16 protein-coding genes are annotated in these 23939 nt (G+C 62.2%); 12 read left to right on the top strand and 4 right to left on the bottom strand.

The genetic code is table 11. The features are described 5' to 3' along the window. Window positions 1–320 precede the first annotated feature (320 nt). Window positions 321–1106 (top strand): ImuA family protein, encoded by a 786-nt coding sequence (locus Pan216_RS13100; RefSeq protein ID WP_145258425.1) that lies wholly within the window; start codon window positions 321–323, stop codon window positions 1104–1106. After that, complete coding sequence (locus tag Pan216_RS13095; RefSeq protein WP_145258424.1) at window positions 1030–2628, top strand: Y-family DNA polymerase; 1599 nt, start codon at window positions 1030–1032, stop codon at window positions 2626–2628. The genes Pan216_RS13100 and Pan216_RS13095 overlap by 77 nt, the downstream gene beginning before the upstream one ends. A gap of 95 nt (window positions 2629–2723) precedes the next feature. Here the strand turns inward: Pan216_RS13095 and fusA are convergent, their stop codons facing one another. After that, window positions 2724–4805: an elongation factor G gene (gene fusA, locus Pan216_RS13090; protein ID WP_145258423.1), complete on the bottom strand. Its 2082-nt coding sequence runs from the start codon at window positions 4803–4805 to the stop codon at window positions 2724–2726. An 897-nt stretch (window positions 4806–5702) separates the two neighbouring features. Here fusA and carB point away from each other — a divergent pair. The 8 genes from carB to Pan216_RS13050 all read left to right on the top strand — a co-directional run bounded on the left by carB (window position 5703) and on the right by Pan216_RS13050 (window position 15594). Next, window positions 5703–8936, top strand: coding sequence for a carbamoyl-phosphate synthase large subunit (gene carB, locus Pan216_RS13085; RefSeq protein ID WP_145258422.1), 3234 nt, complete (start codon window positions 5703–5705; stop codon window positions 8934–8936). A gap of 257 nt (window positions 8937–9193) precedes the next feature. Next, window positions 9194–10432: a putative sugar nucleotidyl transferase gene (locus tag Pan216_RS13080; RefSeq protein ID WP_145258421.1), complete on the top strand. Its 1239-nt coding sequence runs from the start codon at window positions 9194–9196 to the stop codon at window positions 10430–10432. A 303-nt stretch (window positions 10433–10735) separates the two neighbouring features. After that, a complete protein-coding gene (locus tag Pan216_RS13075) occupies window positions 10736–11692 on the top strand; it encodes an EF-hand domain-containing protein (RefSeq protein WP_419193610.1) in 957 nt (318 codons plus the stop codon). 220 nt (window positions 11693–11912) lie between these two features. Beyond that, window positions 11913–12599 (top strand): MotA/TolQ/ExbB proton channel family protein, encoded by a 687-nt coding sequence (locus Pan216_RS13070; RefSeq protein ID WP_145258419.1) that lies wholly within the window; start codon window positions 11913–11915, stop codon window positions 12597–12599. Then, window positions 12596–13465: a hypothetical protein gene (locus Pan216_RS13065; RefSeq protein ID WP_145258418.1), complete on the top strand. Its 870-nt coding sequence runs from the start codon at window positions 12596–12598 to the stop codon at window positions 13463–13465. The genes Pan216_RS13070 and Pan216_RS13065 overlap by 4 nt, the downstream gene beginning before the upstream one ends. A 52-nt stretch (window positions 13466–13517) precedes the next feature. Beyond that, complete coding sequence (locus Pan216_RS13060; protein WP_145258417.1) at window positions 13518–13925, top strand: hypothetical protein; 408 nt, start codon at window positions 13518–13520, stop codon at window positions 13923–13925. A gap of 630 nt (window positions 13926–14555) precedes the next feature. Further along, window positions 14556–15122 (top strand): Uma2 family endonuclease, encoded by a 567-nt coding sequence (locus Pan216_RS13055; RefSeq protein WP_145258416.1) that lies wholly within the window; start codon window positions 14556–14558, stop codon window positions 15120–15122. 25 nt (window positions 15123–15147) lie between these two features. Next, window positions 15148–15594, top strand: coding sequence for a Uma2 family endonuclease (locus Pan216_RS13050; RefSeq protein WP_419193609.1), 447 nt, complete (start codon window positions 15148–15150; stop codon window positions 15592–15594). 120 nt (window positions 15595–15714) lie between these two features. Here the strand turns inward: Pan216_RS13050 and Pan216_RS13045 are convergent, their stop codons facing one another. Then, on the bottom strand, window positions 15715–16710 hold the full coding sequence (locus Pan216_RS13045; RefSeq protein WP_145258414.1) for an acetyl-CoA carboxylase carboxyltransferase subunit alpha: 996 nt from the start codon (window positions 16708–16710) through the stop codon (window positions 15715–15717). 288 nt (window positions 16711–16998) lie between these two features. Here Pan216_RS13045 and Pan216_RS13040 point away from each other — a divergent pair, with 288 nt between their 5' ends. Further along, window positions 16999–18513, top strand: a complete 1515-nt coding sequence (locus Pan216_RS13040) for a serine hydrolase (protein WP_145258413.1) — start codon at window positions 16999–17001, stop codon at window positions 18511–18513. A gap of 61 nt (window positions 18514–18574) precedes the next feature. Here Pan216_RS13040 and Pan216_RS13035 read toward each other — a convergent pair whose 3' ends face one another. Beyond that, window positions 18575–20812: a sensor histidine kinase gene (locus Pan216_RS13035; RefSeq protein WP_145258412.1), complete on the bottom strand. Its 2238-nt coding sequence runs from the start codon at window positions 20810–20812 to the stop codon at window positions 18575–18577. Between the two features lie 226 nt (window positions 20813–21038). Next, on the bottom strand, window positions 21039–22184 hold the full coding sequence (locus tag Pan216_RS13030) for an aminotransferase class V-fold PLP-dependent enzyme (RefSeq protein ID WP_145258411.1): 1146 nt from the start codon (window positions 22182–22184) through the stop codon (window positions 21039–21041). Between the two features lie 211 nt (window positions 22185–22395). Between Pan216_RS13030 and Pan216_RS13025 the strand changes: the two genes are divergently transcribed. Then, window positions 22396–23610 (top strand): Tm-1-like ATP-binding domain-containing protein, encoded by a 1215-nt coding sequence (locus tag Pan216_RS13025; protein ID WP_145258410.1) that lies wholly within the window; start codon window positions 22396–22398, stop codon window positions 23608–23610. Window positions 23611–23939: the final 329 nt, after the last annotated feature.

The following is a 23939-nucleotide window of genomic DNA, read 5'->3' as shown; positions in this document are numbered from 1 at the left end:
TCGGGCCGAGCGGCGAACGCGATTGCGGGAGGATTTCCTTGCAAGACCGTACTGCCAGCAGGTGGTATCGGTCGTCGTGGGCGACGAGAAGATGAAGAGATCTTGTTCGCTGGCCCGATCCTCCAACAGTGTTCCGTCAGCCGACAGCCGCCCGGAACTGTCCCTTAAGGAACCGACATGATCGAATGGGAGTCAACGACGCCTGTGCCACGACGGGGGAAAGGCTTCCAGCTCCCGGCGACTGTTTCTTGTTGACACGAAAGTGTTCAAATGTACACTATTGATAGTCTCACTGAAAGTGATTGAAGGAGCGGGGCACCATGACGCTCACCTGGAAACAAGCACGATCTCTGGAGGAGCTTCGGGCGGAACTGGACCGTCGAGCCGAAGTCCAGCCCCGAACTCGGGGGACGATCTCGAGCGGGATTGGACCACTTGATCGCGTCTTGCCCGGGGAAGGCTATCGGCGGGGAACCTTGGTGGAATGGATCGCCCCCCAGGGAGGCTCGGGGGCGACAAGTCTCGCCTGGCAAGTCGCCCCCTCGGTCCTTCGCGAGGGAGCGAGTCTGGTCGTCATCGACCCGGAAGAAGAATTCTACCCGCCTGGATTGGCGACACTGGGAATCGATCCCTCGCGGCTGCTCGTCGTCCGCTTTCCCACGAAGCGACGCGATGCTCCCCCCCGACAAGGGCGACGGCAGCGATCGAGACGATCGCGTGACGATCCCAGGGAGTCGGAAGTCGTCTGGGCCCTGGAGCAAACGCTGCGCTGCCCGGCGGTCGGCATGACGTTGGCGTCGCTGGAATCACTCGAGAGTCGTTCGTTTCGGCGACTTCAACTGGCGGCGGAGCAGGGGGGAGGAGTCGGCGTACTACTTCGCGGGCCAACGGCGACCAAGGCTCCTTCCTGGGCGGAGGTTCGGCTGCGGGTCGAGCCGAAGCCGAGCCAAGGGAAGGTCCGGCGCTGGCGGGTCGAGCTGCTCAAGTGCCGCGGCGCGGCGGGGATGACATGGGAGTGGGAACGAGACCGTGAAACGGGCGTTGTGTCTTTGGCTACCCAATTGGCCCCTCCAGCGTCTAGGTCTTTCGCGGCCGGAGCTTCGTGATGCTCCTGTCGCCCTGATCGCTCCCCAAGGAGGAAAAGGGCTGCGGGTGGTTCGTTGCTCGCTCGCGGCGTCCCAACTCGGGGTGGCGCTCGAGATGCCGGCCGCGGAGGCTTCGGCACTCGCCAAGCAACATCACCAATATCGGCTTCAAATTGAAACTCACGATCCCGCCGCCGACAGGGAGATGCTCGAGCGTCTGGCCCGCTGGTGTGGTCTCTTCAGCCCCGCCATCCTCCCCGAGGAAGGAGAGGAACCGGAGGCGCTCCTCATGGATGTCACCGGTTGCGAGTTGCTCTTTCATGGGGAACGGAAACTGGCCGACCGGCTGTTGGCTCGCTTTCGCCGACGACGCCTCACCGCGCGAGTGGCAATCGCCGAAACGATGGGATGCGCTTGGGCGGTGGCTCATTTCGGGTTGCCCGATCGCTCGCGAGCGTCCGAGGGCTCGTGGTCGCTCCGGTCGGTGCGGGCTGGGGATTCCGTTCCCGCCGACGCGATCGTGATCCCCGAGGGGCGGGGAGCCTCGGCGCTACGTCCCCTCCCGGTCGAGGCGCTTCGGATCCCTGGGGAGTTCTTGGAGGTACTGGGCGAATTGGGGCTGACGCGGATCGAACAACTGGAGCCCCTGACGTTCGCGAGCCTGGCCGAACGCTTCGGCGATCCGCTCGTCCGACGGCTTGGCCAAGCCTGGGGGCTGGTTTCCGAACCGCTGCTCCCCCCCGAACCGGCCCCACCGGTCCATGCCGACTGGAGCTTCGAGGAACCGGTCGACTCCAGTCAGATCCTCCAAGCGGTGATCGAGAAACTGATCGAAGGAATCGTGGCGCTGCTCCAACCACGCGGCGAGGGCATCTTGCGACTGGAATGTCACCTTCATGAGTCCAGCTCCCAACGAGATCAGTGGTCGATCGAGTTGGTGAGCCCCTCGCTGTCGCTGCGTCATCTGACGGAACTGTTGCGACTGCGCCTGGAACGCTCCCCCTTGGCGCAGCCGGTGATGTCGATCCGCTTGCTGGCGAGCAAGACCGCCCCGCTCTCGGTCCGTCAACAATCGCTATTCCACGAAGAGGAGGGGGGGCACGACCCGTACGCACTGGGGCCACTGATCAACCGGCTGCGTGGTCGCCTGGGAGACCGCGCGGTGCTACGTCCCCGACGTCAAGCCGACGCGCAGCCGGAGCGGGCTTGTCGCTTCGATCCCGTCAAGCAGATCGGCAAGGGCCGCCAGGGAGAGTTCAAGCCCTGGTCGCCGGGCCCACGTCCTCTACGCCTGCGATCCCGACCAGTTCCTGTCGAGATGATCTCGCTGGTTCCGGAAGGGCCTCCCGTCCGGTTTTGTTGGGATGGACAAGAGCACTTTATCCGTTCGGTTTGGGGACCGGAACGCATCGAAACGGGGTGGTGGCGTGGGTCGGCGGTACGGCGTGACTATTACCAAGTCGAGACCGCGCAGGGGTATCGCTATTGGCTATTTCGGCGTCTGGAGGACGCGCGGTGGTTCCTGCACGGGAGCTTTGATTGATCCCCACCATCACCGCGCAAAGCAAACGCCCGGAAGGAAACCAACCGGGCGTTTGCGTGAACAATTTGTCTGATCGCCGAAAGGGCGAAAGGGAACTACTTCTTGGCGAGTTCCTCTTCCTTCTTCTTCTTGACGATCTCTTCCTGGACGCTCGCCGGCACGCGGGCGTAACGGCTGAACTCCATGGAGAAGGAGCCTTTACCCTGCGTCGCCGACCGCAAGTCGGTCGAGTAGCCGAACATGTTCGCGAGCGGGACCTCGGCGGAAATGACCGTGAAGCCTTCGCGCGATTCCGACCCCATGATCATGCCGCGTCGCGACGAGACGTCGCCACCGACCGCACCCTGGAACTCCGTGGGGACTTCAATTTCGACCTTCATCACCGGCTCGAGCAGAACCGGTTTGGTCTTGGGGAAGTACTCCCGGAAGCAGTCCTGGGCACAGATCTGGAACGCGAGGTCCGACGAGTCGACCGCGTGGAAGGTACCGTCCTCGAGCTGAGCCTTGAGGCCAACCACCTCGAAGCCGGCCACCGGCCCCTTGACAATCGCCATCCGGAATCCCTTCTCGACGGAAGGAATGTATTCCGTGGGGATGCGACCACCGGAGATCGTCTGTTCGAAGACGAACGTCCCTTCCTCCTCGGACTCAAGCGGACTGAGCTTGCCGACGATGTGGGCGTATTGACCCGAACCACCAGTCTGCTTCTTGTGCTTGTAGTCGTACGCGACTTCCTGGGAGGGAGCCTCGCGGTAGCTGACCTTCGGGGCACCCGATTCGCAGGGAACCTTGTACTCGCGGCGAATTCGCTCGAGATAGATCTCGAGGTGCAGCTCGCCCATGCCCATGATGATCGTCTCGTTCGTTTCCGGGTCGGTGGTGACGCGGAACGTCGGATCCTCCTTGCGGAAACGCTGGAGAGCCTTCGAGAGCTTGTCGCCGTCGGCCCGCTTCTCCGGAATAACCGCCAGAGAGATGACCGGCTCGGGAACGTGGATCGACTCGAGGGCGTAATTGGTGTCGCCGCCGACGTAGGTATCGCCGGAGGAAGCATCAATGCCGACGATCGCCAGGATGTCGCCCGGCCCGGCGGTATCGATTTCCTCGGTCTCGTCAGCGTGGATCTTAAGCAAGCGGGCGAACCGCTGCTTGCGACCCGAACGGGTGTTGATGTACTGCTCGGCCTTCTTCAGGGTTCCCTGATAGACGCGGAAGTACGTCACCTGCCCGAACTGCTCGTCGACGAGCTTGAACGCCATGCCGACCATCGGAGCCTTCGGATCGGGCGAAAGAGTCGTCTCCTCCTCCTTGTCGAGATCGGTCGCGTGGATGTCGCGATCGAGCGGGGAGGGGAGGTACTTGCCGACCGCGTCGAGCAGGGGCTGAACGCCCTTGTCCCGGTAGGCCGTCCCCATCATGACGGGCGTGATGTCTTGGGAGAGGGTCGCCTCGCGAAGGATCGTGTTGATCAACTCCTCGGGAACCTCTTGCTCCTCAAGGACCAGTTCCATCAGCTCATCGGAGAACATCGAAAGCGAGTCGAGCATCTCGTGGCGAGCGGCCGCGGCCGCTTCCTTGAGGTTCTCGGGAATCTCGTCCAAGCGGACGGTTTCGCCACGATCGCCGTCGAAGTAGACCGCCTTCATCTGAACGAGATCGACGACCCCTTCGAAATTGGACTCCTTGCCAATGGGAATCTGCAGGGGAACGCCGACGACGCCCAGCTTGTCCTTGAGTTGGCGAATGACGGCATCGGGATTGGCGCCGGCGCGGTCCATCTTGTTGATGAACGCGATCCGCGGCGTGCGATACCGCTTCATTTGGCGATCGACGGTGATCGACTGCGACTGAACGCCGCCGACGGCACAAAGGACGAGAATCGCCCCGTCGAGCACACGGAGACTACGCTCGACTTCGACGGTGAAGTCGACGTGGCCGGGCGTGTCGATGATGTTGATATCGTACTTGCCCCAGGTGACCGATGTCGCCGCGGAAGTGATGGTGATGCCGCGCTCTTTCTCGAGCTCCATGTGATCCATCGTGGCTCCGTCGCCACGCACCTCGCCGATCTTGTGGATCTTGCCGGTGTAGAAAAGGACCCGCTCGGTCAAGGTCGTCTTGCCCGAGTCGATGTGAGCCGAGATTCCAATGTTTCTGATAAGGTCGAGCTTACTCATCGCTCTTGTCCATCCTGCCGACGGGGAAAGCCCCGACGGTACTTCGGTAACGAATCCAATCGCCCAAGGGAACGACCTCTCGCGAGGTCAACGAGAGAAGTTACGGGGCCACGTGGGGGCGTGGTCGCCTTCCCGGTGGCAAGGAGCCAGGAACTCTAGGCAAAAAATAGGTCTTTTCCTAGCTCAGTTCGACGCAAGTCGACGATTTCTTTCAAAAATCGCCACATTTTGCGCCAAAGGCATCTGTAAAAGGTTAGCAACGCGAAGAGTTCCGGCAAGGCATTGGTCCAAGCGGACCACGCTCCAGGCCCCTCGATCCCCGTCACCCTCTCTCTTGACGCCCGCTGGGCCGAGCGATGTCCGCTCATCGCCTCCATCTCGCTCGGTCTATGGATCAGCATGCGCCGGTCAACGCACGTGACGCCCGCCCGATCGCCCTCCAGGGCCCGTTCCCACGGAAATCGCTCGGCGTATTTGCTACGGGACGGGAGCCCTCGACAACCCTTCGGCGACGGGACGGAATGGGTGGAGGGCGCGTCCAAAGAAGGACGACTTGCGGACCGATTGCCCACTTTCGCGAGGTGGGAGGGCGCGGACCATTGTCGGAGAGGCTTTAGAGCCATACGTTTCCTACGTTTATTGTGTTGTCGGAAACCGCCATCCGCAGCTTCATTTTTCCGCGAGACTCGCCAGGAGATTCGCCGCGAAATGGTGACTCGGATCACGCGACCAACACCTTGACGTGTGGTCGTCGTTCGGACCCGCATCCACAACGATGCGTCGGGTCGCTCTTGGGCGACTCTTCCGCGGAATCCGCCCCATACGGCCGATCCTCGCCGGGTGGTCGAGGGCGCCCTGGCCGTAGTTTCCCCTAGCGAACCGGGTTGAGGAGCCTCCGTGCCCAAACGGACAGATATCCACAAGATTGTCATCATCGGCTCCGGGCCGATCGTGATCGGGCAAGCTTGCGAGTTCGACTATTCCGGCACGCAAGCCTGCAAGGCGCTCCGCGAGGAGGGCTACGAGATCGTCCTGGTCAACTCCAACCCGGCCACGATCATGACTGATCCGGAGATCAGTGATCGAACCTACATCGAACCACTCACGGTGCCGGTCCTAAAGAAGATCATCGAGCGCGAGCGCCCCGACGCTCTCTTGCCGACGCTCGGCGGCCAGACCGGACTGAATCTGGCGTTTGACCTCGCCCAGAGCGGGGTCCTTGAGGAGTTCGGTGTCGAGATGATCGGCGCCAACGCCGAGGCGATCGCCCGCGCCGAGAGCCGCGAACTCTTCAAACAGGCGATGGAGGAGATTGGACTCGAGTCGCCTTCGAGCCAGATTGTCCGCACCGAGGCGGAAGCCCTTTCGGCTCGCGAGGAAGTTGGGCTTCCCTGCGTGATCCGGCCCGCGTTCACGCTGGGCGGGCAGGGGGGCGGCATCGCGTACAACCGCGACGAATTCGACGAAATCATGTCGCGCGGTCTCGAACTCTCCCCGGTGAACGAGGTCCTCGTCGAGGAATCGGTCATCGGCTGGAAAGAGTTCGAGATGGAAGTGATGCGCGACGTTGCCGACAACGTCGTGATCGTTTGCTCCATCGAAAATTTCGACCCGATGGGGGTTCACACGGGCGATTCGATCACCGTCGCGCCGGCCCAGACCCTCACCGACAAGGAATACCAGCGAATGCGGGACGCATCGATCCGCATCATTCGCAAGATCGGCGTCGAGACTGGCGGCTCCAATATCCAGTTCGCAATCAATCCGGCCAACGGCCGCATGGTCGTCATCGAGATGAACCCGCGCGTGAGCCGCTCGAGCGCGCTGGCGTCGAAGGCGACCGGCTTCCCGATCGCGAAGATTGCCGCCAAACTCGCGGTCGGCTACCGGCTCGACGAGATTCGCAACGACATCACGCGCGAGACCCCGGCCTGCTTCGAGCCGACCATCGACTACGTGGTCACCAAGGTTCCTCGCTTCACGTTCGAGAAATTCCCCGACGCCGAAACCACGCTCACGACACAGATGAAGTCGATCGGCGAGGCGATGGCCATCGGCAGCACCTTCAAGGAATCACTCCAGAAAGCGCTTCGGAGCATGGAGACCGGGCACTTCGGGCTCGGCTGCTCCCGCAGCGACCCATGGGGAACCCCGGCCCAGCCCTCACGGGAAGAGATTCTCTCGAAGCTGACGACTCCCAATGCCGAGCGGATCTGGTCGATCCGCTTCGCGATGCTCTCGGGACTCACGGTCGAGGAACTTCACGACCGGACCAGCATCGATCCCTGGTTCCTCCAAAACATCGAGGAACTCGTCCAGTTTGAAGGGGAGCTGCGCAAGGTTCGACGGCACGAGGAGGCTCCCGACGAGCTGATCCGAAAAGCAAAGCAGTACGGCTTCTCCGACCGCCAACTCTGCTTCCTCTGGGGCGTCAGCGAGCTGGAGTTCCGCCGCTATCGCAAGTCGCGCGGGATCGAGGCGACCTTCCGGCTGGTCGACACCTGTGCCGCCGAGTTTGAGGCCTACACGCCTTACTACTACTCGACCTACGATTCGATCGACGAAACGACCTTCTCCACCGATCGCAAGCGAATCATGATCCTCGGGGGAGGGCCGAACCGCATCGGGCAGGGGATCGAGTTCGACTATTGCTGCTGCCACGCCGCCTTCGCCCTTCGGCAAGCCGGCTACGAGTGCATCATGGTCAACTCCAACCCCGAAACGGTCTCGACCGACTACGACACGAGTGATCGGCTCTTCTTCGAGCCGCTGACCGTCGAAGATGTCCTGAACATCTGTGACCGAGCGAAACCCGACGGCGTGATCGTGCAGTTCGGCGGCCAGACGCCGCTCAATCTCGCGCGAGCCCTCGAGGCGGCCGGCGTGCCGATCATCGGAACCAGTCCCGAGAGTATCGACCTGGCGGAGGATCGCGATCGTTTCCAGGCCCTGATTCAGAAGCTCGGATTCCACCAGCCCGCCAACGGCATCGCCACCTCCAAGGCGCAAGCCCAGAAGATCGCCTCGGAAATCGGCTTTCCCGTCCTCGTTCGTCCCAGCTACGTGCTCGGCGGCCGCGCCATGGTGATCTGCTACGAAGAGTCGACACTGAGCGACTACACGACCAAGGCGATGGAGGCCTCTCCCGGCCAGCCGATCCTGATCGACCGCTTCCTCGAGGACGCGATTGAGGTCGATGTCGACGCGATCTGCGACGGCAAGGAAACGCTCGTCTGCGGGGTCATGGAACACATCGAGCAAGCCGGCATCCACAGTGGCGACTCGGCCTGCGCCTTGCCGCCTTTTAGCCTTCCCAGCGAAACGATCGCCGAGATCAAACGGCAGACCTATTCGCTCGCCCGAGAGATCAACGTCATTGGTCTGATGAACATCCAGTTCGCGGTCAAGGACGACCGCATCTACATCCTCGAAGTCAACCCGCGAGCGAGCCGGACCGTTCCCTTCGTGGCGAAAGCGACCGGCATCCCGCTGGCCCAGCACGCCGCCAACGTCATGGTCGGGCGAAGCCTTTCGGAGCTGAATTTCACGGAAGAGCCTTGGCCACCCCACGTTTCGGTCAAGGAGAGCATCTTCCCGTTTCGGCGCTTCGTCGGTGTGGATATCATCCTCGGTCCGGAAATGCGTTCGACCGGCGAAGTCATGGGAATCGACCGCACCTTCCCCATGGCCTTCGCGAAGAGCCAGCTCGCCTCGGAATCGCGTCTCCCGACTTCGGGGATGGTTTTCCTGAGCGTCGCCGATCGCGACAAGAACTGCATCGGAGACCTCGGGCGCCAGTTGGTCGATCTCGGATTTCAGATCGTCTCGACCGCCGGGACCGCCGCCGCGCTGCAAGAGGCCAACATCCCCGTCACCCGCGTCAATAAGGTGCAGTACGGTCGCCCCAACATCATCGACTACATGAAGAATGATGAAGTGAAGCTCATCATCAACACGCCCAGCGGGCAGGGGGCCCGGACGGACGAGGGCCGCATTCGCGCCGAGGCGGTCGCTCGCGGAGTGCCGTGCATCACCACCATCTCCGCCGCCAAAGCCGTTCTTCAAGCCATCGAGGCTCTCCGCACCGGCGACTTGCAAGTTCGCTCGCTCCAAGAGTGGCACGGCAACTAGCGTCCCGACTAATTCGTTCCCCAACGTGTCATGGGTGCCTGCCCACGCTTGTCGTGGGCACACGGGGCACGCTTGTCGTGGGCGCACGGGGCACGCTTGTCATGGGCACACGAGACACGCCGCTGAATTTGCGGAATCCCGCTCGGCGGGGAGCGAGACTTCCAAGGTTGGCATGTTCCTCTTGACGGTCGTCGTTACAATGTCGGCCGACCCTGGCCCAGGAGTGCCGGCCCTCTTTCCTTCGATGGTGGTGAGACATGACGTCGACGTGCATCGTTTTTGAGGACACCCTTGTCGAGCAGCTGCGCCCGATCAACCTCGCCCGCTCGACCTCGTCGATCACCTGCGGAGCGTTCTGCCTCGAAGAGCTGATCAGCGTTTGGCCGCAAACGCTCGCGTACCATCTGCGGCCGCACCTGCGTCCCATCGCCAAGAGGGCGGGGAAGACCCTCACCGGTGCGATCGAAGGACCGATCGGCTACCTCAACGCTGCCGTCGTCCCCGATCTCGCCACTATCGACCGGATCGCCGAGCTCTTCGCGAAAGGGGAGCCATTCCTCGCCCTGAGCGACCAACGGATTACCGCGGCCCTGGCACCGGGAGCTTTCCCCGAGGCGTTGGCCGACAAGCCGATCGGCGAACTCGTCGCCCACCTTCTCGATCAGCGGCTTCCGATCATCGACGACGAGTTCGCGACCTTCGAGCGGACCTTCGACGTGATGAGCCACCATGAGCGGCTCTTGCGGGGCCACCTCGACCGCCTCATGCGGCGGGGCGTGGGAAAGGAGATCAGCAAGGACATCGTCGTCGGGGAAGGGGCCGACATCGCCGATAACGTCGTCCTCGACGCCAGCGGGGGACCGATCGTCATCGGCAAGAACGTCCGAATCATGCCCTTCAGCTACGTCCTCGGCCCGGTACGCATCGGCGACGATTGCCGCATCATCGACCACGCCTCGATCAAGCATGGCACCGTCCTCGGTCACACCGTCAAGGCAGGGGGGGAGTTGGAAGAGACCATTATCGAACCCTACAGCAACAAACAGCACCACGGCTTCCTCGGGCACTCCTACATTGGCAGTTGGGTTAACCTCGGAGCGGGAACTTCCAACAGCGACCTCAAGAATACCTACGGAGAGATCGCGATCAGCGACGCCGCCAACCGCTCGGTCCCCACCGGTCGACAATTCCTCGGCTGCGTGATCGGCGACTACACCAAGACCGCCATCAACACCTCAATCTTCACCGGCAAGCTCATTGGGTTGGCCAGTTTCCTCTACGGCTTCATTTCGACCAATGTGCCCAGCTTCACCAACTACGCGCGTAGCTTCGGGCAGGTCACGGAGGTCTCCGTTGACGTCGCGGTCAAGACACAGCAGCGGGCCGCCAGTCGCCGTAAGGTGGAAGTGACCGACATCGATCGGCAGTTCATGCGCGATCTCTTCGAGATGACCCAGCCCGAGCGCCAGCTTTCCAGTGAGCAACTGGTCCTCTAGTGCTCAGTTCCGACTTGAAGTTCGCGTTGGTGTCGCCCTATCCCTTTCGCACTGGCTGACCAGCAGCAAGTGGCACCCAAGAGTTCAGTTGGGCCCGTGCACGAGCCTTTGGATTCTCCCGGCGCGACGTGATTCCGAGTGCCATGCTCCACGCTTGCGTGGGCATGCCGAGGCGACGTGGTCGTATTCCTGCAGTTCCTACCCCAGGGGCCATTGCCTTCTCCAAATGCGACGTTAGCATGGACGCAGTTTGACGTTGGTGGTAAGGGACGACTCGTCACTTGAATGTCGGGATCGATCAACATGAAGTCATTGCTCGCCTTGATCGCGGCGATTTCGCTGTCGCAAGCCACTCCCCAGCCTCCGCCGGCCAACGGCCAGGACGAGTTGCTGATGCGATTCCTCCAAGAGTTCGACCGAGACGGCGACGGACGTCTTTCGCCCTCGGAGCTGCCCGAGAAATGGGTCAAACACTTCTCCGGCGCCGACGCCAACAAGGACGGCGCGCTCGACGCGATGGAACTGCTGACCGCGAAGAACAAACTCGGCAGGAAGGCTCGCCGCCAAGAGGCGCTTCGTCTCGACCGAGAGGGGAGGCTGGCCCCGAAGATGATCACGGCCAAGCTTCCCGCTCGTCAAGCGGCGACCGAGTTCGAGTCGCTCGACAAGGACGGCAACCGCCGACTGGATGCTTCCGAAGTCGTGAAGGTAATCGCGCCAGCCACCTCGCCCCAGAACGCCAACCCCGTCGCGACCGCGCCAGCGACCCTGACACCACCCGTGGCCCAGGTCCCCCAGTCACCGAATCAGACGATTCCGAGTCAGCAAGCGCCCGCGTTTCGCCCGCTGAAATCACCGCCAACAACGTCGCCGGCGATGCCTGCAACGCAAGAGAAGCTTCCGCCACCCGTCGCTCTCGGAACGCAGGCTCCTCCCCAGACGCAGGTCGCGCTCGGGTCGCAAGTTCCCGCTCAAACGCCGACCGCCCCGACCACCCAACCGGCGACGCCCGCAGTGAAGCCCACAAATCCCAACGAGTTCCCGCCCGTCGAGACGATCATTAAGGTGCTCGACAAGAACAAGAACTCGGTGCTGGAACCGGACGAGGCAGTTGACCAGTTGGCGACCAACTTCAAGCGACTCGACAAGGACAAGAGCGGGGGACTAAGCGCCGCCGAGATCGAGCGTGGGATTCGCCTGGCACGCATGTTCGGTATCAAGCCCAAGGTCGACTGGAGTAGGTACGGCGCCGGCAATTAGAACCACGATTCGGCGGCGCATCCCCTCTTTTCATCGCTATCAGGAGAGCCTCGTGACACGAGGTTCTCCCGCCGTGACGACACCTCCACTTCACCAAATAGCGAGTCCGAATCGATCGCATTTCCCCTCAAAATGGCCTTCCGCTATTTCTCGCATTGGTCTCAAATCGGGCTAGATGAAGGGCTGTCATGACGCCGGCTCTCGAGGATAGGAAGTTCTCATGCTCGCCTGGCTGGAATACCTTGAAACGCTGCCGCTTTCGTGGACGACCACCGGCATCCATCTCTACGCCGCCGTCGTCTTTCTGCTCGCGATGACGGTGTGGTACGCCCATCGTTCGCGGCTCACCCGGTTGGCCCGCCGCGTCGCCAGTGTCGCCGATCGCGTCGAGGGCAAAACCCTACGCTTGGGCAACGTCCGCCTTGAGCAAGTACGCGGATTGGTCCTTTCGCTGAGCGACTCGCTGGTACGTCACCGCGACCGAGACATCGCCGCCGTGCTCGACTTCGTCCGGGCCGAGGAGCGTCACGGGGACTTGGCCGTGGCCCGTACCACGGTGAACCTCGTCGAAACGATGATCGAACTCTTCCCCATCTTGGGCATCCTGGGGACGGTCTACGCGATTTCCGGGGTGGGTCAGGGCGACTTCACGTCGTCGAGCTTGCTGTCGCTCTTCGGGGTCGCCACCGGGACCACCCTGTGGGCCCTCTTTTACGCCGTCATCTTCCGCATCGGTTACTCGGCATTCATCCAGGGCACCGTCGCCAAGCTCGAAGAGTCGAACGAGGGTTACGATCAATTCCTCGCCGTATTGGAGGAGCGGAGCCGTGAGTTCCCACGGCAAGCAGCCGCCGCCCCCAGTCAAGAGTCCACCGGGTCCGTCTCCACGTTGAGCTACTCGTCATGAAGACCAAGGGCTTTCGCCGCTTCTTTCTCGATCTGACGCCGATGGTCGATGTGATCATGATCCTGCTCTTCGGGGTGATGATCAACTCGGTGGCGCGGACCAACGAAACGACGCTCGCGGCGGAGGAGGAGGTCTCCGAAGCCCGCCGGCTCGTCGGGGCGGAGCGTTCCCTGGTCTCCGGGCTGCGTCGCGAGGTCGAGGCGGAGCGAGACTCAAGCCGTGAACTCCGGCGGCGTCTGGCCGAGATGACTGCCCAATTGAGCGGTTCCGAGCGGGATCGCGTCGACCTGCAATGGCAACTTCGCCAGCAGCGCTACGACCTGGCCGACGTCATCGCTCGCGTCCTGGGGCTCGATGACGATGAGCGACTCCGTTTTCGCCAACAACTCGATCACGTCTCCCAGGCGAAGGCCGAGGACCTCGCCGCGCGAGCGGAAGAGACTCGCTCCAAGCAGAACCCAGTCGCTCTCTACAAAGCGATTCGCCGCATCGAAGAGATGCAGAAAATCTTCACCTTCGTCGACGTTCATCTCGACGATCGTGACTTTCTTACGATACAAGCAGAGAACCGACGGCTTTTGCGACTCCCGGCACGGGGACGCACTTCCGAAGAGATCGTGGCACAACTTAGCCGGACACTCGAGTCCGTTCACTTCCGCGGTGTCGTTCTCATTCTCTTTAGTTATGACGGCGACGCTCGCGATCTTACGGTCGAAACGACCGAGGAAGCGGTCATGCGGCTGGTTCGTTCCTATCGCGCCGACGGAGAAGGGCGGCGGTTTCGCTACGGCCGCATCGGCATGATCGACGAGACCGTCAAGCCACGGCCATCGTCCGCCGCTCTCGACGAGAAGCGACCGCAGTAACCGAGGACAACAAGAGCAGGGGACCGACGGAACCTGACGCCGAGGCCTAACGATGAGATTTCTTCGCAGAAACATGGGAATTGCGGTCGCGATGTGTTTTCTCGCGGGCGTCCTCTTTGGATGGCGCCTTCCCGGTCTCGGGCCCGGGACCGCCACCGAGGCGACACCGGCAAACGCCGTCGCTCCGGCCCTCCCCACGGTCACCCCGCGACCGGTCCTCCCGACGCCGACCGTGACGTTGACGAGCGCGAGCGAGCTCGATCCCACCATCACGGTGAAGATCGACGGCGACGACCTCCTTGTCGATGGCCAGCCGACTCCCGCGTCGCAGATCGCCCAAAAGGCGCTCGACCGTCAAGCGCGTGTGATCATCGTTCGTACGCCTGACGCCAAGCGCCGCACGCGCGAAAGCCTTATCACCGCACTCGACAGTCGGCAAATCGACTATCTTCTTCGCTGACGAGTCTTCGTAAATACGTCACGTCCCACTGGTCACGATTCTGTCAGTCAAAGGAATCCACGACGCCTGGAGGCAGGGGAGTACTACCTCTCGGAAGTCCGCTTCGATCGTCGCGAATGCCCCGGCTTCGGAGATGGCTGCCACTTTGCGATCAACGCGGCGGCCACACCAAGACTTCGAGTCGCGCCCCACGAACAGAACGAGTGGCGGATTGAGGTCAGCGATCTTTGGTGGCCCGTCGTCGAGGACGCTGTCCTAAAACAGTGGACGACCGACCTGATGGATATCCATGCGTATCGACAATTGAGAGAGGACGCGATCATCTCGGAGTCGGGCTTCGCAAGACTGCAGGAGATCCGCGCGCCGGAGTTTGCCGCGTTCTCTGAACGGCCGCGGCGACATCTCTTGAGCAAGCCCGGTGAATGCTCAGGCAAGCCCGCTCCCTGATCAGCACCTTTCTCTCATCCCAGCGATTTCCCACAAGAACGCAACATAACGCACATTATCGGACGTTGGGGATCTTGGACGATTCTGGCTCCGTCTTCCGTCTCGTCTCGGATTGACTCGACTCTCGATTCCCTGCCTTGCTGGTACAATGAGCGCGGCGAGACTCCAGACGAGGAGACGACGATGAGCACCGAAACGCGACCGATCACCGCCGAACAACTCTTCGCCGAGCATGCCGGAGAGCGCACCGAACTCGTCGCCGGAGAGCCAACTGCCATGACACCCGTTGGCATCACGCAAAGTTTGATCGTGGGCGCCCTCAACGGAATGATTTGGAACCACATCAATGGACGGCGGCTCCCCGTGATCGTGGGACCGGAACTCGGCTTCGTCCTTCGGCGAAACCCTGACACGGTCCGGGCTCCCGACTTGGCGGTCCTTCGTGTCGAACGACTTACTGATCAGCAGAGCGGGTTCTTCGAGGGCGCTCCCGATTTGGCGATCGAAGTCCTCTCCCCTCACGACAAGCCTGCCGAGGTCGAGCGAAAGATCCGCGAGTTCCTCGACGCCGGGACCGAGGTCGCCTGGGTGGTTGACCCGGAGTCGCGAACAGTGAGCATCCATCGAGGCGACGAGTCCGTCGTTCGACTCGATCCCAACGCGTCACTTGATGGCGGCGAATTGCTCCCAGGGTTCACTTGCTCGATCGCGAACATCTTCGCCAAACCCGGCCAGCAACAACAGACGTAGGTTCTTCCGAACCGACGAGACGACCATGAGCACCGAGACACGACCGATCACCGCGGAGGAAGCCGTCAGCCGCTACGGTGACGAACGATGGGAACTCGTCGATGGAGAGATTCGCCTCATGACACCGGCTGGCTTCAATCATGGGCTGGTCGTTGGGGCGATCTACCGATCGGTCGATGCCCACAATCGTGAAGTGCGACCCGGTCATGTCGTCACCGGCGAGCCCGGCTTCTATCTGTCGAGAAATCCAGACACGGTGCGGGCTCCCGATGTCGCGTTCGTGACCAAGGTGCGACTTGCCGCCGCCGGTCAATACGGATTGTTCTTCCCTGGCCCGCCCGACTTGGCGGTGGAATTCATCTCACCCGACGATCGTAGCAAGGCGATCGACGAGAAGACCCGCTGTTGGCTCGAGCACGGGACTCGCGAGGTGTGGCTCGTCAATCCCTTCTCGCGAACGGTGACGCTTTAACGATCCATTGAGGACTTCGAGATGTTCAAGTCGAGCGAGACCCTCGTGCGTAGCCGAGTGTTGCCCGGCTACACGTCTCCCGTCCGAGCGTTCTACGAAGATCTCGACCACTAATAAAAACTACGCCGAGGCGTTGGCGAGAACGTCGGCGGGATCGCCTTCCTCGAAGACCCCCATCGAGCGGAACTTCTCGTAGCGGTTTTGAACAAGCTGTTCGCCGGACTGAGAGGCCAACTCTCGCAAGTAGCGCAGGAGCTGAGCCTTGAGATTCGCGGCCGTCGAGCGGTGGTCACGATGGGCTCCGCCCAGTGGCTCTTCGACGACATTGTCGACGATACCGAGTCGCGAGAGATGGTTGCTGGTGAGCTTGAGCGCCTCGGCGGCCTTTTCCTTGCTGCCGTCGCCGTCCTTCCAGAGGATACCGCTACAACCTTCGGGGCTGATGACGGAATAGTACGCGAACTGCAACATGCAGATCCGATCGCCGACACCGATGCCGAGCGCACCGCCGGAGCCACCTTCGCCGATGACGCAGCAGACGATCGGCGTCTCCAGCAACGACATCTCGAGCAGGTTGTTCGCAATCATTTGCGACTGGCCGCGTTCCTCGGCTCCGATTCCCGGATAGGCTCCCGGCGTATCGATCAGGCAGATGATCGGGACGCGATACTTCGCGGCGAGCTGCATCTTCGCGATCGCCTTGCGATAGCCCTCCGGATGAGCACAGCCGAAGAGCCGCTCGTTGCGTTCCTTGAGGGTCTTGCCCTTCTGGTGGCCGACGAGCATCACCTTGTAGTCGCCGATCTTGGCGAAGCCGGTGACGATGGCGCGGTCATCGCCGAAGGCTTTGTCGCCATGCAGCTCGACGAACTCATCGCAGACGAGTTCGATGTAGTCGGAGGTCTGCGGGCGGTTGGGATGACGGGCGACGGTGATCGTCTGCCACGCCGTGAGATTGCCGTAGATCTTGCGTTTCATGTTGTCGAGTTCGCGCCGCATGCGGCGAACTTCGTCGGAAACGCCGAACTGCGACACCGACTTCGCTTCGAGGTCGGCGAGTTGGGCTTCCAAGTCGTAGATGGGCTTCTCAAACGGAAGCTGAAAGATCTTCTCCATCGAGCTCTCGGCAATCTTCGGGCATCGTGCCCTATCCCTAGGTGACGTCGCTCATAGTCTCGCAAATCGAACCGGTTTGGCAAGGTATTGTACGGAGGCGCGATGCGTCGTCCCGTCCGCTTCGCTTTTGCCCCAACCGACTCAGGCTCGCTCTCACGCCGACATTGTCCCTCCTCGTCAAGGATGATAAGGTAGCGTCTCGCGTAGGGACAACCACTTCCGACTCTCGTCGCCGACTCGGTTTTCTCCCCGGCCGGTACCGGCTTCGTGCCCCTGAAGGGACTCATCATGAACCGTTTGCCCACCGTCTTGCTTACCGCGATGTTGACCATCAGCGCAGCGAGCACTTCCGCCGGCGCGGCCGAGCCTTGGGACGGCTTCGACGAGTTCGTCGTCAACCAATTGGAACGCTACGGCGTGCCGGGAGCGGCGGTCGCCATCGTTCAAGACGACAAAGTCCTGGTCAGCAAGGGCTACGGCGTCCGTGCCTACGGAAAGCCCGAAACGGTGAACGAGAACACGCTCTTTATGTTGGCCTCACTCACGAAGTCGTATACCGCCGCCCTTCTCGCCACCTTCGTCGACGAGGGTTCCATTGGCTGGGACGAGCCGGTCATCACCTACCTACCGGAAGTTGTGCTTTACGACCCCTACCCCACTCGCGTCGTGACGACACGCGACTTTCTCGCCCATCGAAGCGGCCTTCCTCCTCATGGCGGCAATCTCCTTGAGGCTCTCGGCTACGACCGTCCGGAGATCCTCCGACGCTTACGTTACCTCAAGCCTGAATACACGTTCCGGGAGGAAGCGGGCTACTCGAATCCCGGGTACATGATCGCCGGAATGACCGCGGCCCGCGTCGGCGGCAAGAGTTGGGAAGACCTCATGAGGGAGCGGATTCTCACGCCATTGGGAATGACGCACTCGGGACTTTCCCACAATGACCACGAGAAGACCGACAACTACGCCTCCGGGCACGTCTCCGCTGAGGGTGGAGGGGCCAACGTGATCGCCTGGCCCAACCACGACGGCATGGGCCCCGCCGGCTCGATCACCTCGACGGTCTCCGACCAGACCCACTTCCTACGGATGCTCCTCAACAAGGGGACGTTCGAGGGCAAGCGGCTCCTCTCCGAAGAGGTCATCGAGCAGATGTTCGAGCCCTCGATGGTTTCCGAGGTGACTTTCACGGAGCTTCCCCCCTGCGATCCGCATAGCGGGTTCAGCTACGGACTCGGATGGAACAACTTTCACTACGCAGGCGAGGAGATCATCGAGAAGGGAGGAGCGCAACCGGGCATGCGAACGATCGCCACGCTAGTTCCAAGCAAGAACTTCGGGATCGTGATCCTCGCCAATCTCAGCTTGACCGCCCTGCCGGAAGCGATTCGCGCCGAGGCGCTCGCGCGGCTCTTGGATCAACCCTCGGAAGCGATGCTCAAGGAGATCAAGGAGCGTGAGGAGGGAATCCACAAGATGCTGGCGAATCGCCCAAAGCGGGCCGGGGAGGTTCTGGCCCCCCCTACTCTGCCACTCGAAGCCTTCGCCGGCACCTACGAGAATGATCTCTACGGCACCGTCGAATTCTACCTCGATGACGGGCAGCTCCATTGGAAGGCTGGGCCCGCGGAGTACGGCGGCAAGCTGACTCACGCCAACTACAACGTCTTCTCGATTCACCAGCCCCCGCACGTGATCGCGATGCCATCGTTCGCGACGTTCGTGATCGACGCTGACGGCAAACCGGCGGTCGTCCTCTCCGATCTACTGGGCGATCTACGGCGCGTCGACGAGAAGCGATGAGTGGCGAGAGATTCTCTCTCGGTGAACTCCAAGCCGTGGACGAGTGTCGATCTCGATCCGCTCACTCGGCGTCGTGGTTGACGGAGGTCTCGTCGGTCGGCACCGTGGTCGCCGAGGAGAGGCGTTTGTTCGGCGGCCCCGGATTGGGGTCCTCGCGTTCGGCTGGTTGGTTCGGCAAGTAGAGCGTGAATCGCGTCCCGCGTCCCGGCCAACTGTGGACCTCGACCCAACCGCCCGCGCGTCGGATGATGCGATAGACCGTCCATAGGCCGAGCCCAGTCCCCTTCCCGTCCTTCTTTGTCGTGAAGAAAGGTTCGAAGATCGTCTCGAGAATCTCCGGCGGCATACCGCTGCCAGTGTCGGCCACTTCCACCATGAGGTAGTCACCCGAAACGAGCTGCTCATTGACCGAGTTGGCTTCGAGATGGCGCGGGTACGCCCGAAACGTCAGCGTCCCTCCGTAGGGCATCGCGTCGTTGGCGTTGACGAAGAGGTTGTCGAGCACGCGCCGCAGAGAGTGAGGCGTGATCCAGACGGTCGGCAACTCCGGACGCAGGTCGACGTCCAGGTTGATCTTCTCGCTGAGCACCTTGCGTTGGCTACCGACGAACTCGTTGAGCAGCGGCGTCAGCGCGATCGGGACATCGGAAACGACATCGTCCCGGAACGCCATCAGGTTGCCGACAAGTCGCGACGCGTCGTCCACCTTCTCCTCGATCGCGGCCAGATCCCTGTTCATCTCCGAGTCGGCGGGCACATCCATACGAACGTTCGAGACGAGAATCTGAACCTGGCCGAGAAGATTATTGAAGTCGTGCGCGATCGTCGAGGTAAGTGCTCCGACCGAGTCCATGCGCCGTAGCCGCGCCACCTGGCGTTCCAGATCGCGCCGCTGCTCGACGTCGTTGGCCATCAGGATCCAGTGCTCGCCGATCTTTCGTCCCCAGATCTCCGCGAGCGCGGTCGATCGATCGCCGGCACGGACGAGATGCGTGTCGCGCGAGTGGAGGTTCCCCTTCTGCTGTAGCGAGTCCCAAACGGGAGCGATGGAACCAGGTTCGAAGAACTCTTGGAGTTCCTTGCCGACCGCCTCTTGCCGCGAGCGACCGAGCAGCCGCTCCGCGCTGTAGTTGCAATCAACGAGCATTCCCGTGACGTCGATGACGAGCATCGCCGTCGGGTTCTCCGCGAAGAGCTCCCGGTAGTGCAACTGTACTTCCCGTAGCTGTCGGGACTGTTCTTCGCCGTAGACCGTCTCGAGCCGTTCTCGCTGCCAAGAGAGCAGCATCCCTCCTCCGAGAATGGCTCCCAGGGCCACGAGCGCGAGCGAGACGATCACCAGACGCTGGGCGTTGAGGTTCTCGGTCGCCACCGATCCGGGCGTGCTCAGACCGAGGATCCATCGCTGAGTTCCGAAGACGATGGGGACGTACGCGAGGACTTGCTCGCGATGACGTCCGTCGCGTCCCGGGAGATTGACGGTTTCGTCGCCTTCGCCATACTCGCTGAGTACCTCGGTTGTATCGCGGAGCGACTTCAGGTAGGAATTGGCATCGCGTCCCCTGCTCCCGACCCAGTTCGGCTCATAGGTGTTCCAGACGATCGCCGGGAGCGCCTCCTTCGACGATTGGCCCACCTCCCACTGAAGAACGAAGGCGTGACTCTCCGGGAGCAACCGTGTCGGATCGAGAAAGAGGTCGAAGAGCCGAGACACGGGAAACGCCAGACAAATCATTCCCGAGGCGGTACCACCATTGTCCTCCGACCAAACCGGCGCGCAAATCCGCACGACCGCGGAGCCGACGCTGTCCGAGGAAACTACCGGCTCCGCGATGCTCCGAAGAGCGCTGCGGCGATGTTGGGGGTCGGCCGACCACTTCAGGGCCGACTCGATCACCTCCACAGGAGCTGGCGGAAACCGCCTGGCCAAGCTCGAGTGTTCCCAGACCTGTTCGCCGCTGGCATCGTAACCGCGAATGTGGAACTGACCGAGTTCGAGGGGTTGGGTCGCCTCGTAGACCTTTCCTTCGAATTGCTTCCGGTCGGTGGCGAGGGTTCTGACTTCGGGCAGACTCGCCAGCTCGATCGCGACCTCCTCGTACTGGCGTAGACTGTCCTCAATGCGATCGCGAGCCTGACGCAGGAAACGAAGCTGGATCGTTCCGATGCGCCGACGCTCGTTCTCGGGGGTTTCGTAAAGCCCCCACCAAGCCAGGCCGATCACGATCAGTGCCAGCGACACGGCGCCGATGACGAACAGCGTCGCGAGATTGCCGAATCCTCGGCGATTACCGGTCATGGGGAACCTTCTGCTGCTCCATAGCGTGGTGCCGCCCCCCGACTTCCGCGCAGAGCCGCTTCTCGAATACGAAATGATTCCAACGATCGTCCGCGTTTGAGACCCGAGAATCAACCCTGATCATTCGTCCCTCGACTCGCTTCTCGCGGGTCCTCTGCCCTGCCTCCTTCGAGAACGTCGAATCTCGTTGGATAACGTTGAGCACTCCCTGGCCGACGACAACCAATCAACAAAACTCACCGGCCAATTGCGACATCGACTCGGCGAACGATTCGAGGTCCGACTCTCGCGTGAGCGCACCCGCGCTGACCCGAACCAGGCCGTCGGGCAGCGTGTCGAACCGCTTGTGCACCCCAGGAGCGCAGTGAAGCCCAGCGCGGACCGCGATCCCGAACGCGCTGTCGAGCAACGCCGCCAACTCCGCGACCGGCAGCCAATCCGCCCGAAACGCCACCACCGCCAATCCGTCAGAGTCCTCCTCTGGGTAGACCTGGACTCCGGGCAGAGCCTTGAGGGAACCACGCAGTTGCCGCCGGTGTTCGCGCTCGCGACGCTGGATCTCCTCCGCGCCAACCGAACGCAAGTGGTCCAGCGCGGCGGATAGCCCGACGATGCCAAGAACGTTCGGCGTCCCCGCTTCGAGAGCCGCCGGCAGCTCGGTCGGTTGCAAGGGATCGAGCGACCTCCCACCGGTCCCCCCTTCCCTCCAAGGCTCCAATCCACAGCGAGCACCCACGTAGAGCACGCCAACCCCTGGAGGACCAAGCAACGCCTTGTGCCCCGAACAGGCAAGGAGATCGACGGGCAACTCCCGCAAGTCGATCGGCCATGCCCCGGCCGTCTGGGCCGCGTCAACCATGAAGAGCACTCCGTGCTCGCGGCAGATGGCACCGATCTCCTCGATCGGTTGCACGGTCCCGAGAACATTCGACGCGTGGGTCAGGGCGACGAGACGGGTGTTGGTCTCGATCGCCTCCTTGAGTTCTTCCAGGCTGTAGGTCCCTTCTTCACCACAACCGACCGTCGTGACACGAACGCCGCACCGGTCCACGAGTCCCCGCAAGGGGCGCCGAACGCTGTTGTGCTCGAGCACGCCGGTGACGACATGATCGCCCGTCCGAAGCAGGCCTTTGATCGCCATGTTCATCGAGTCGGTGGCATTGAGGGTGAACACGAACCGGTTCGCATCGTCGGCATTGAAGAACTCCCTCAACTGACGGCGCGTCCGAGCGATCGCGTCCTCCGAAGCGACCGCGAGCGAATGCCCTCCCCGGCCGGGGTTTCCCATCATCGTGCGTGCGAACTGTTGCATCGCGTCGTGAACCGCCTCGGGTTTGGGAAAGCTAGTCGCCGCGTGATCGAGGTAAATCATCGTTGTTCCGGTGCCGATCTCTTCAGACGACGTCGGTCGTCGCCGAGGGTCCGTCCGATCATCCGATCCGACGATCACGAGGCGGGCAACGTCTCCGCTGGCCCCCGCGCCCCGACGCGCCTATTGTACGATTCGGGCGGACGCACCATAGGATAGGCCCCGTGTTCCTTGCCCGAGGGACTCTCTTGAACCGGTGAAGTAAGGGACAGTAATGCCTGTGATCCTTGTCGCGAGCTTGGACCAGTCCGCCGCGATCGTCGAGTACGTTCGGAACCGGATGGCCGAACAAGGCGTCGATTCGCTCGTCGCGGACGTGGGATTCCGAGGCGACCCGACTCACCACGCCGACATTCCACGCGAAGTGGTGTTCGAAGCCGCCGAACAAACGGTGGAAACACTGCGAGCGATGTCCGCCGACGAGGCCGGTGGCTTGATCGCTTCGGCCCTTTCCTCGCTGATTCTCGACTACTACCTCGAAGGCAAGGCCGACGGAGTCTTCGCGGTGGGAGACCGGATCTTCGCGCCGATCGCGATCAAGGCGATGCACCAACTCCCATTCGGCATCCCCAAACTCGTCGTCACGACCCCCTCCGACGGAAGCGTGGGGACGATGGCCGGTTCCCGAGACATTTTGATTCTCGACTCCGTGCTTGATTTAGCGAGCGACGATCGCATCAGCCGCGGCCTGCTCGATAACGTCTCGCTCGCGATGAGCGGCATGGTCTGCGGAGACGGGCAAGACTCCTCGCCGTCGGAAAGCGCGCTCAAGCCACTCGTTGCTCTCTCCACCACGGTGACGACCGAAAAGGCGGTCCACCAAAGTCGCATCTTTCTCGAGGGCAAGGGCTACGAATCAGTCATCTTTCACGTGACCGGTCCAGGGGGACGGACCATGGAGTCGGTCATCAACGAGGGCCAAGTCATCGGCGTCCTCGACATCACGACCGCGGGTCTCTCCACCCAGCCGATGGAGCCGGAGATCGTCGGGCCCGACCGCTTGACCGCGGCCGGTCGCCGAGGCATCCCCCAAGTCATCTCGGTGGGAGGATTGGACAGTACTTGCTTCGCCAGCGACGCCGTGATCACCGACAGCTTTCGTCACCGACCCTCGCACGTCCGCGAAGATCTGCGGGTGCTAGTCCGCTCCAGCGCCGAGGAGAGTGCCGAGTTGGGGGCGGAACTGGCGCGACGCGCGTCGGCTTCGACTGGCCCCACCCTCATTTGTCTCCCGCTCCGAGGAATCTCCTCCCTCGACGCCGAAGGAGAGCCATTCTGGGATCCCGATGCCGACGCCGCCCTGTTCCAAGCGGTCCGCGACCATGCCTCGGGAGCCGCGCGCGTCGTCGAGCTGGACCATCACATTGACGATCCGGAGTTCTGCGAAGCGATGGTCAACAGCCTCACCGAGATGATCGCCGAAGACTAGGCTTCGTTTCAAAAGTAGGTCGTCGGCCCGAAACTCAGCCAATCGGTGCGGGTCGAGGAGGGCGAAGCAGGCGAATCCGCTGGATTCGTCGATGCAGCCCGACAAAGTCCCGTGCCGATGCAGCGAGTCGAAGCCGGAGCCGAGTTTTGAGACGGAGCCTAGCTTCGGGTACCATGCCAACGCTTCCCACGCTCGTCCTGGGAATGCGGGAATCGCCTTGGGTTCGGCAAGTCCTTCACGATCGCGGGCCAAGACTTCACCGAGCGAACTTGTCAATCAGGACACTCGCAGATCGTTGATTTTAGCGGGCATCGAATAGATCAACGGGC

Source organism: Kolteria novifilia, assembly GCA_007748055.1.
Lineage (GTDB): Bacteria > Planctomycetota > Planctomycetia > Kolteriales > Kolteriaceae > Kolteria > Kolteria novifilia.
Note: the sequence above shows the minus strand (reverse complement) of the source record. Positions and strands in the feature narration are given on the sequence as shown.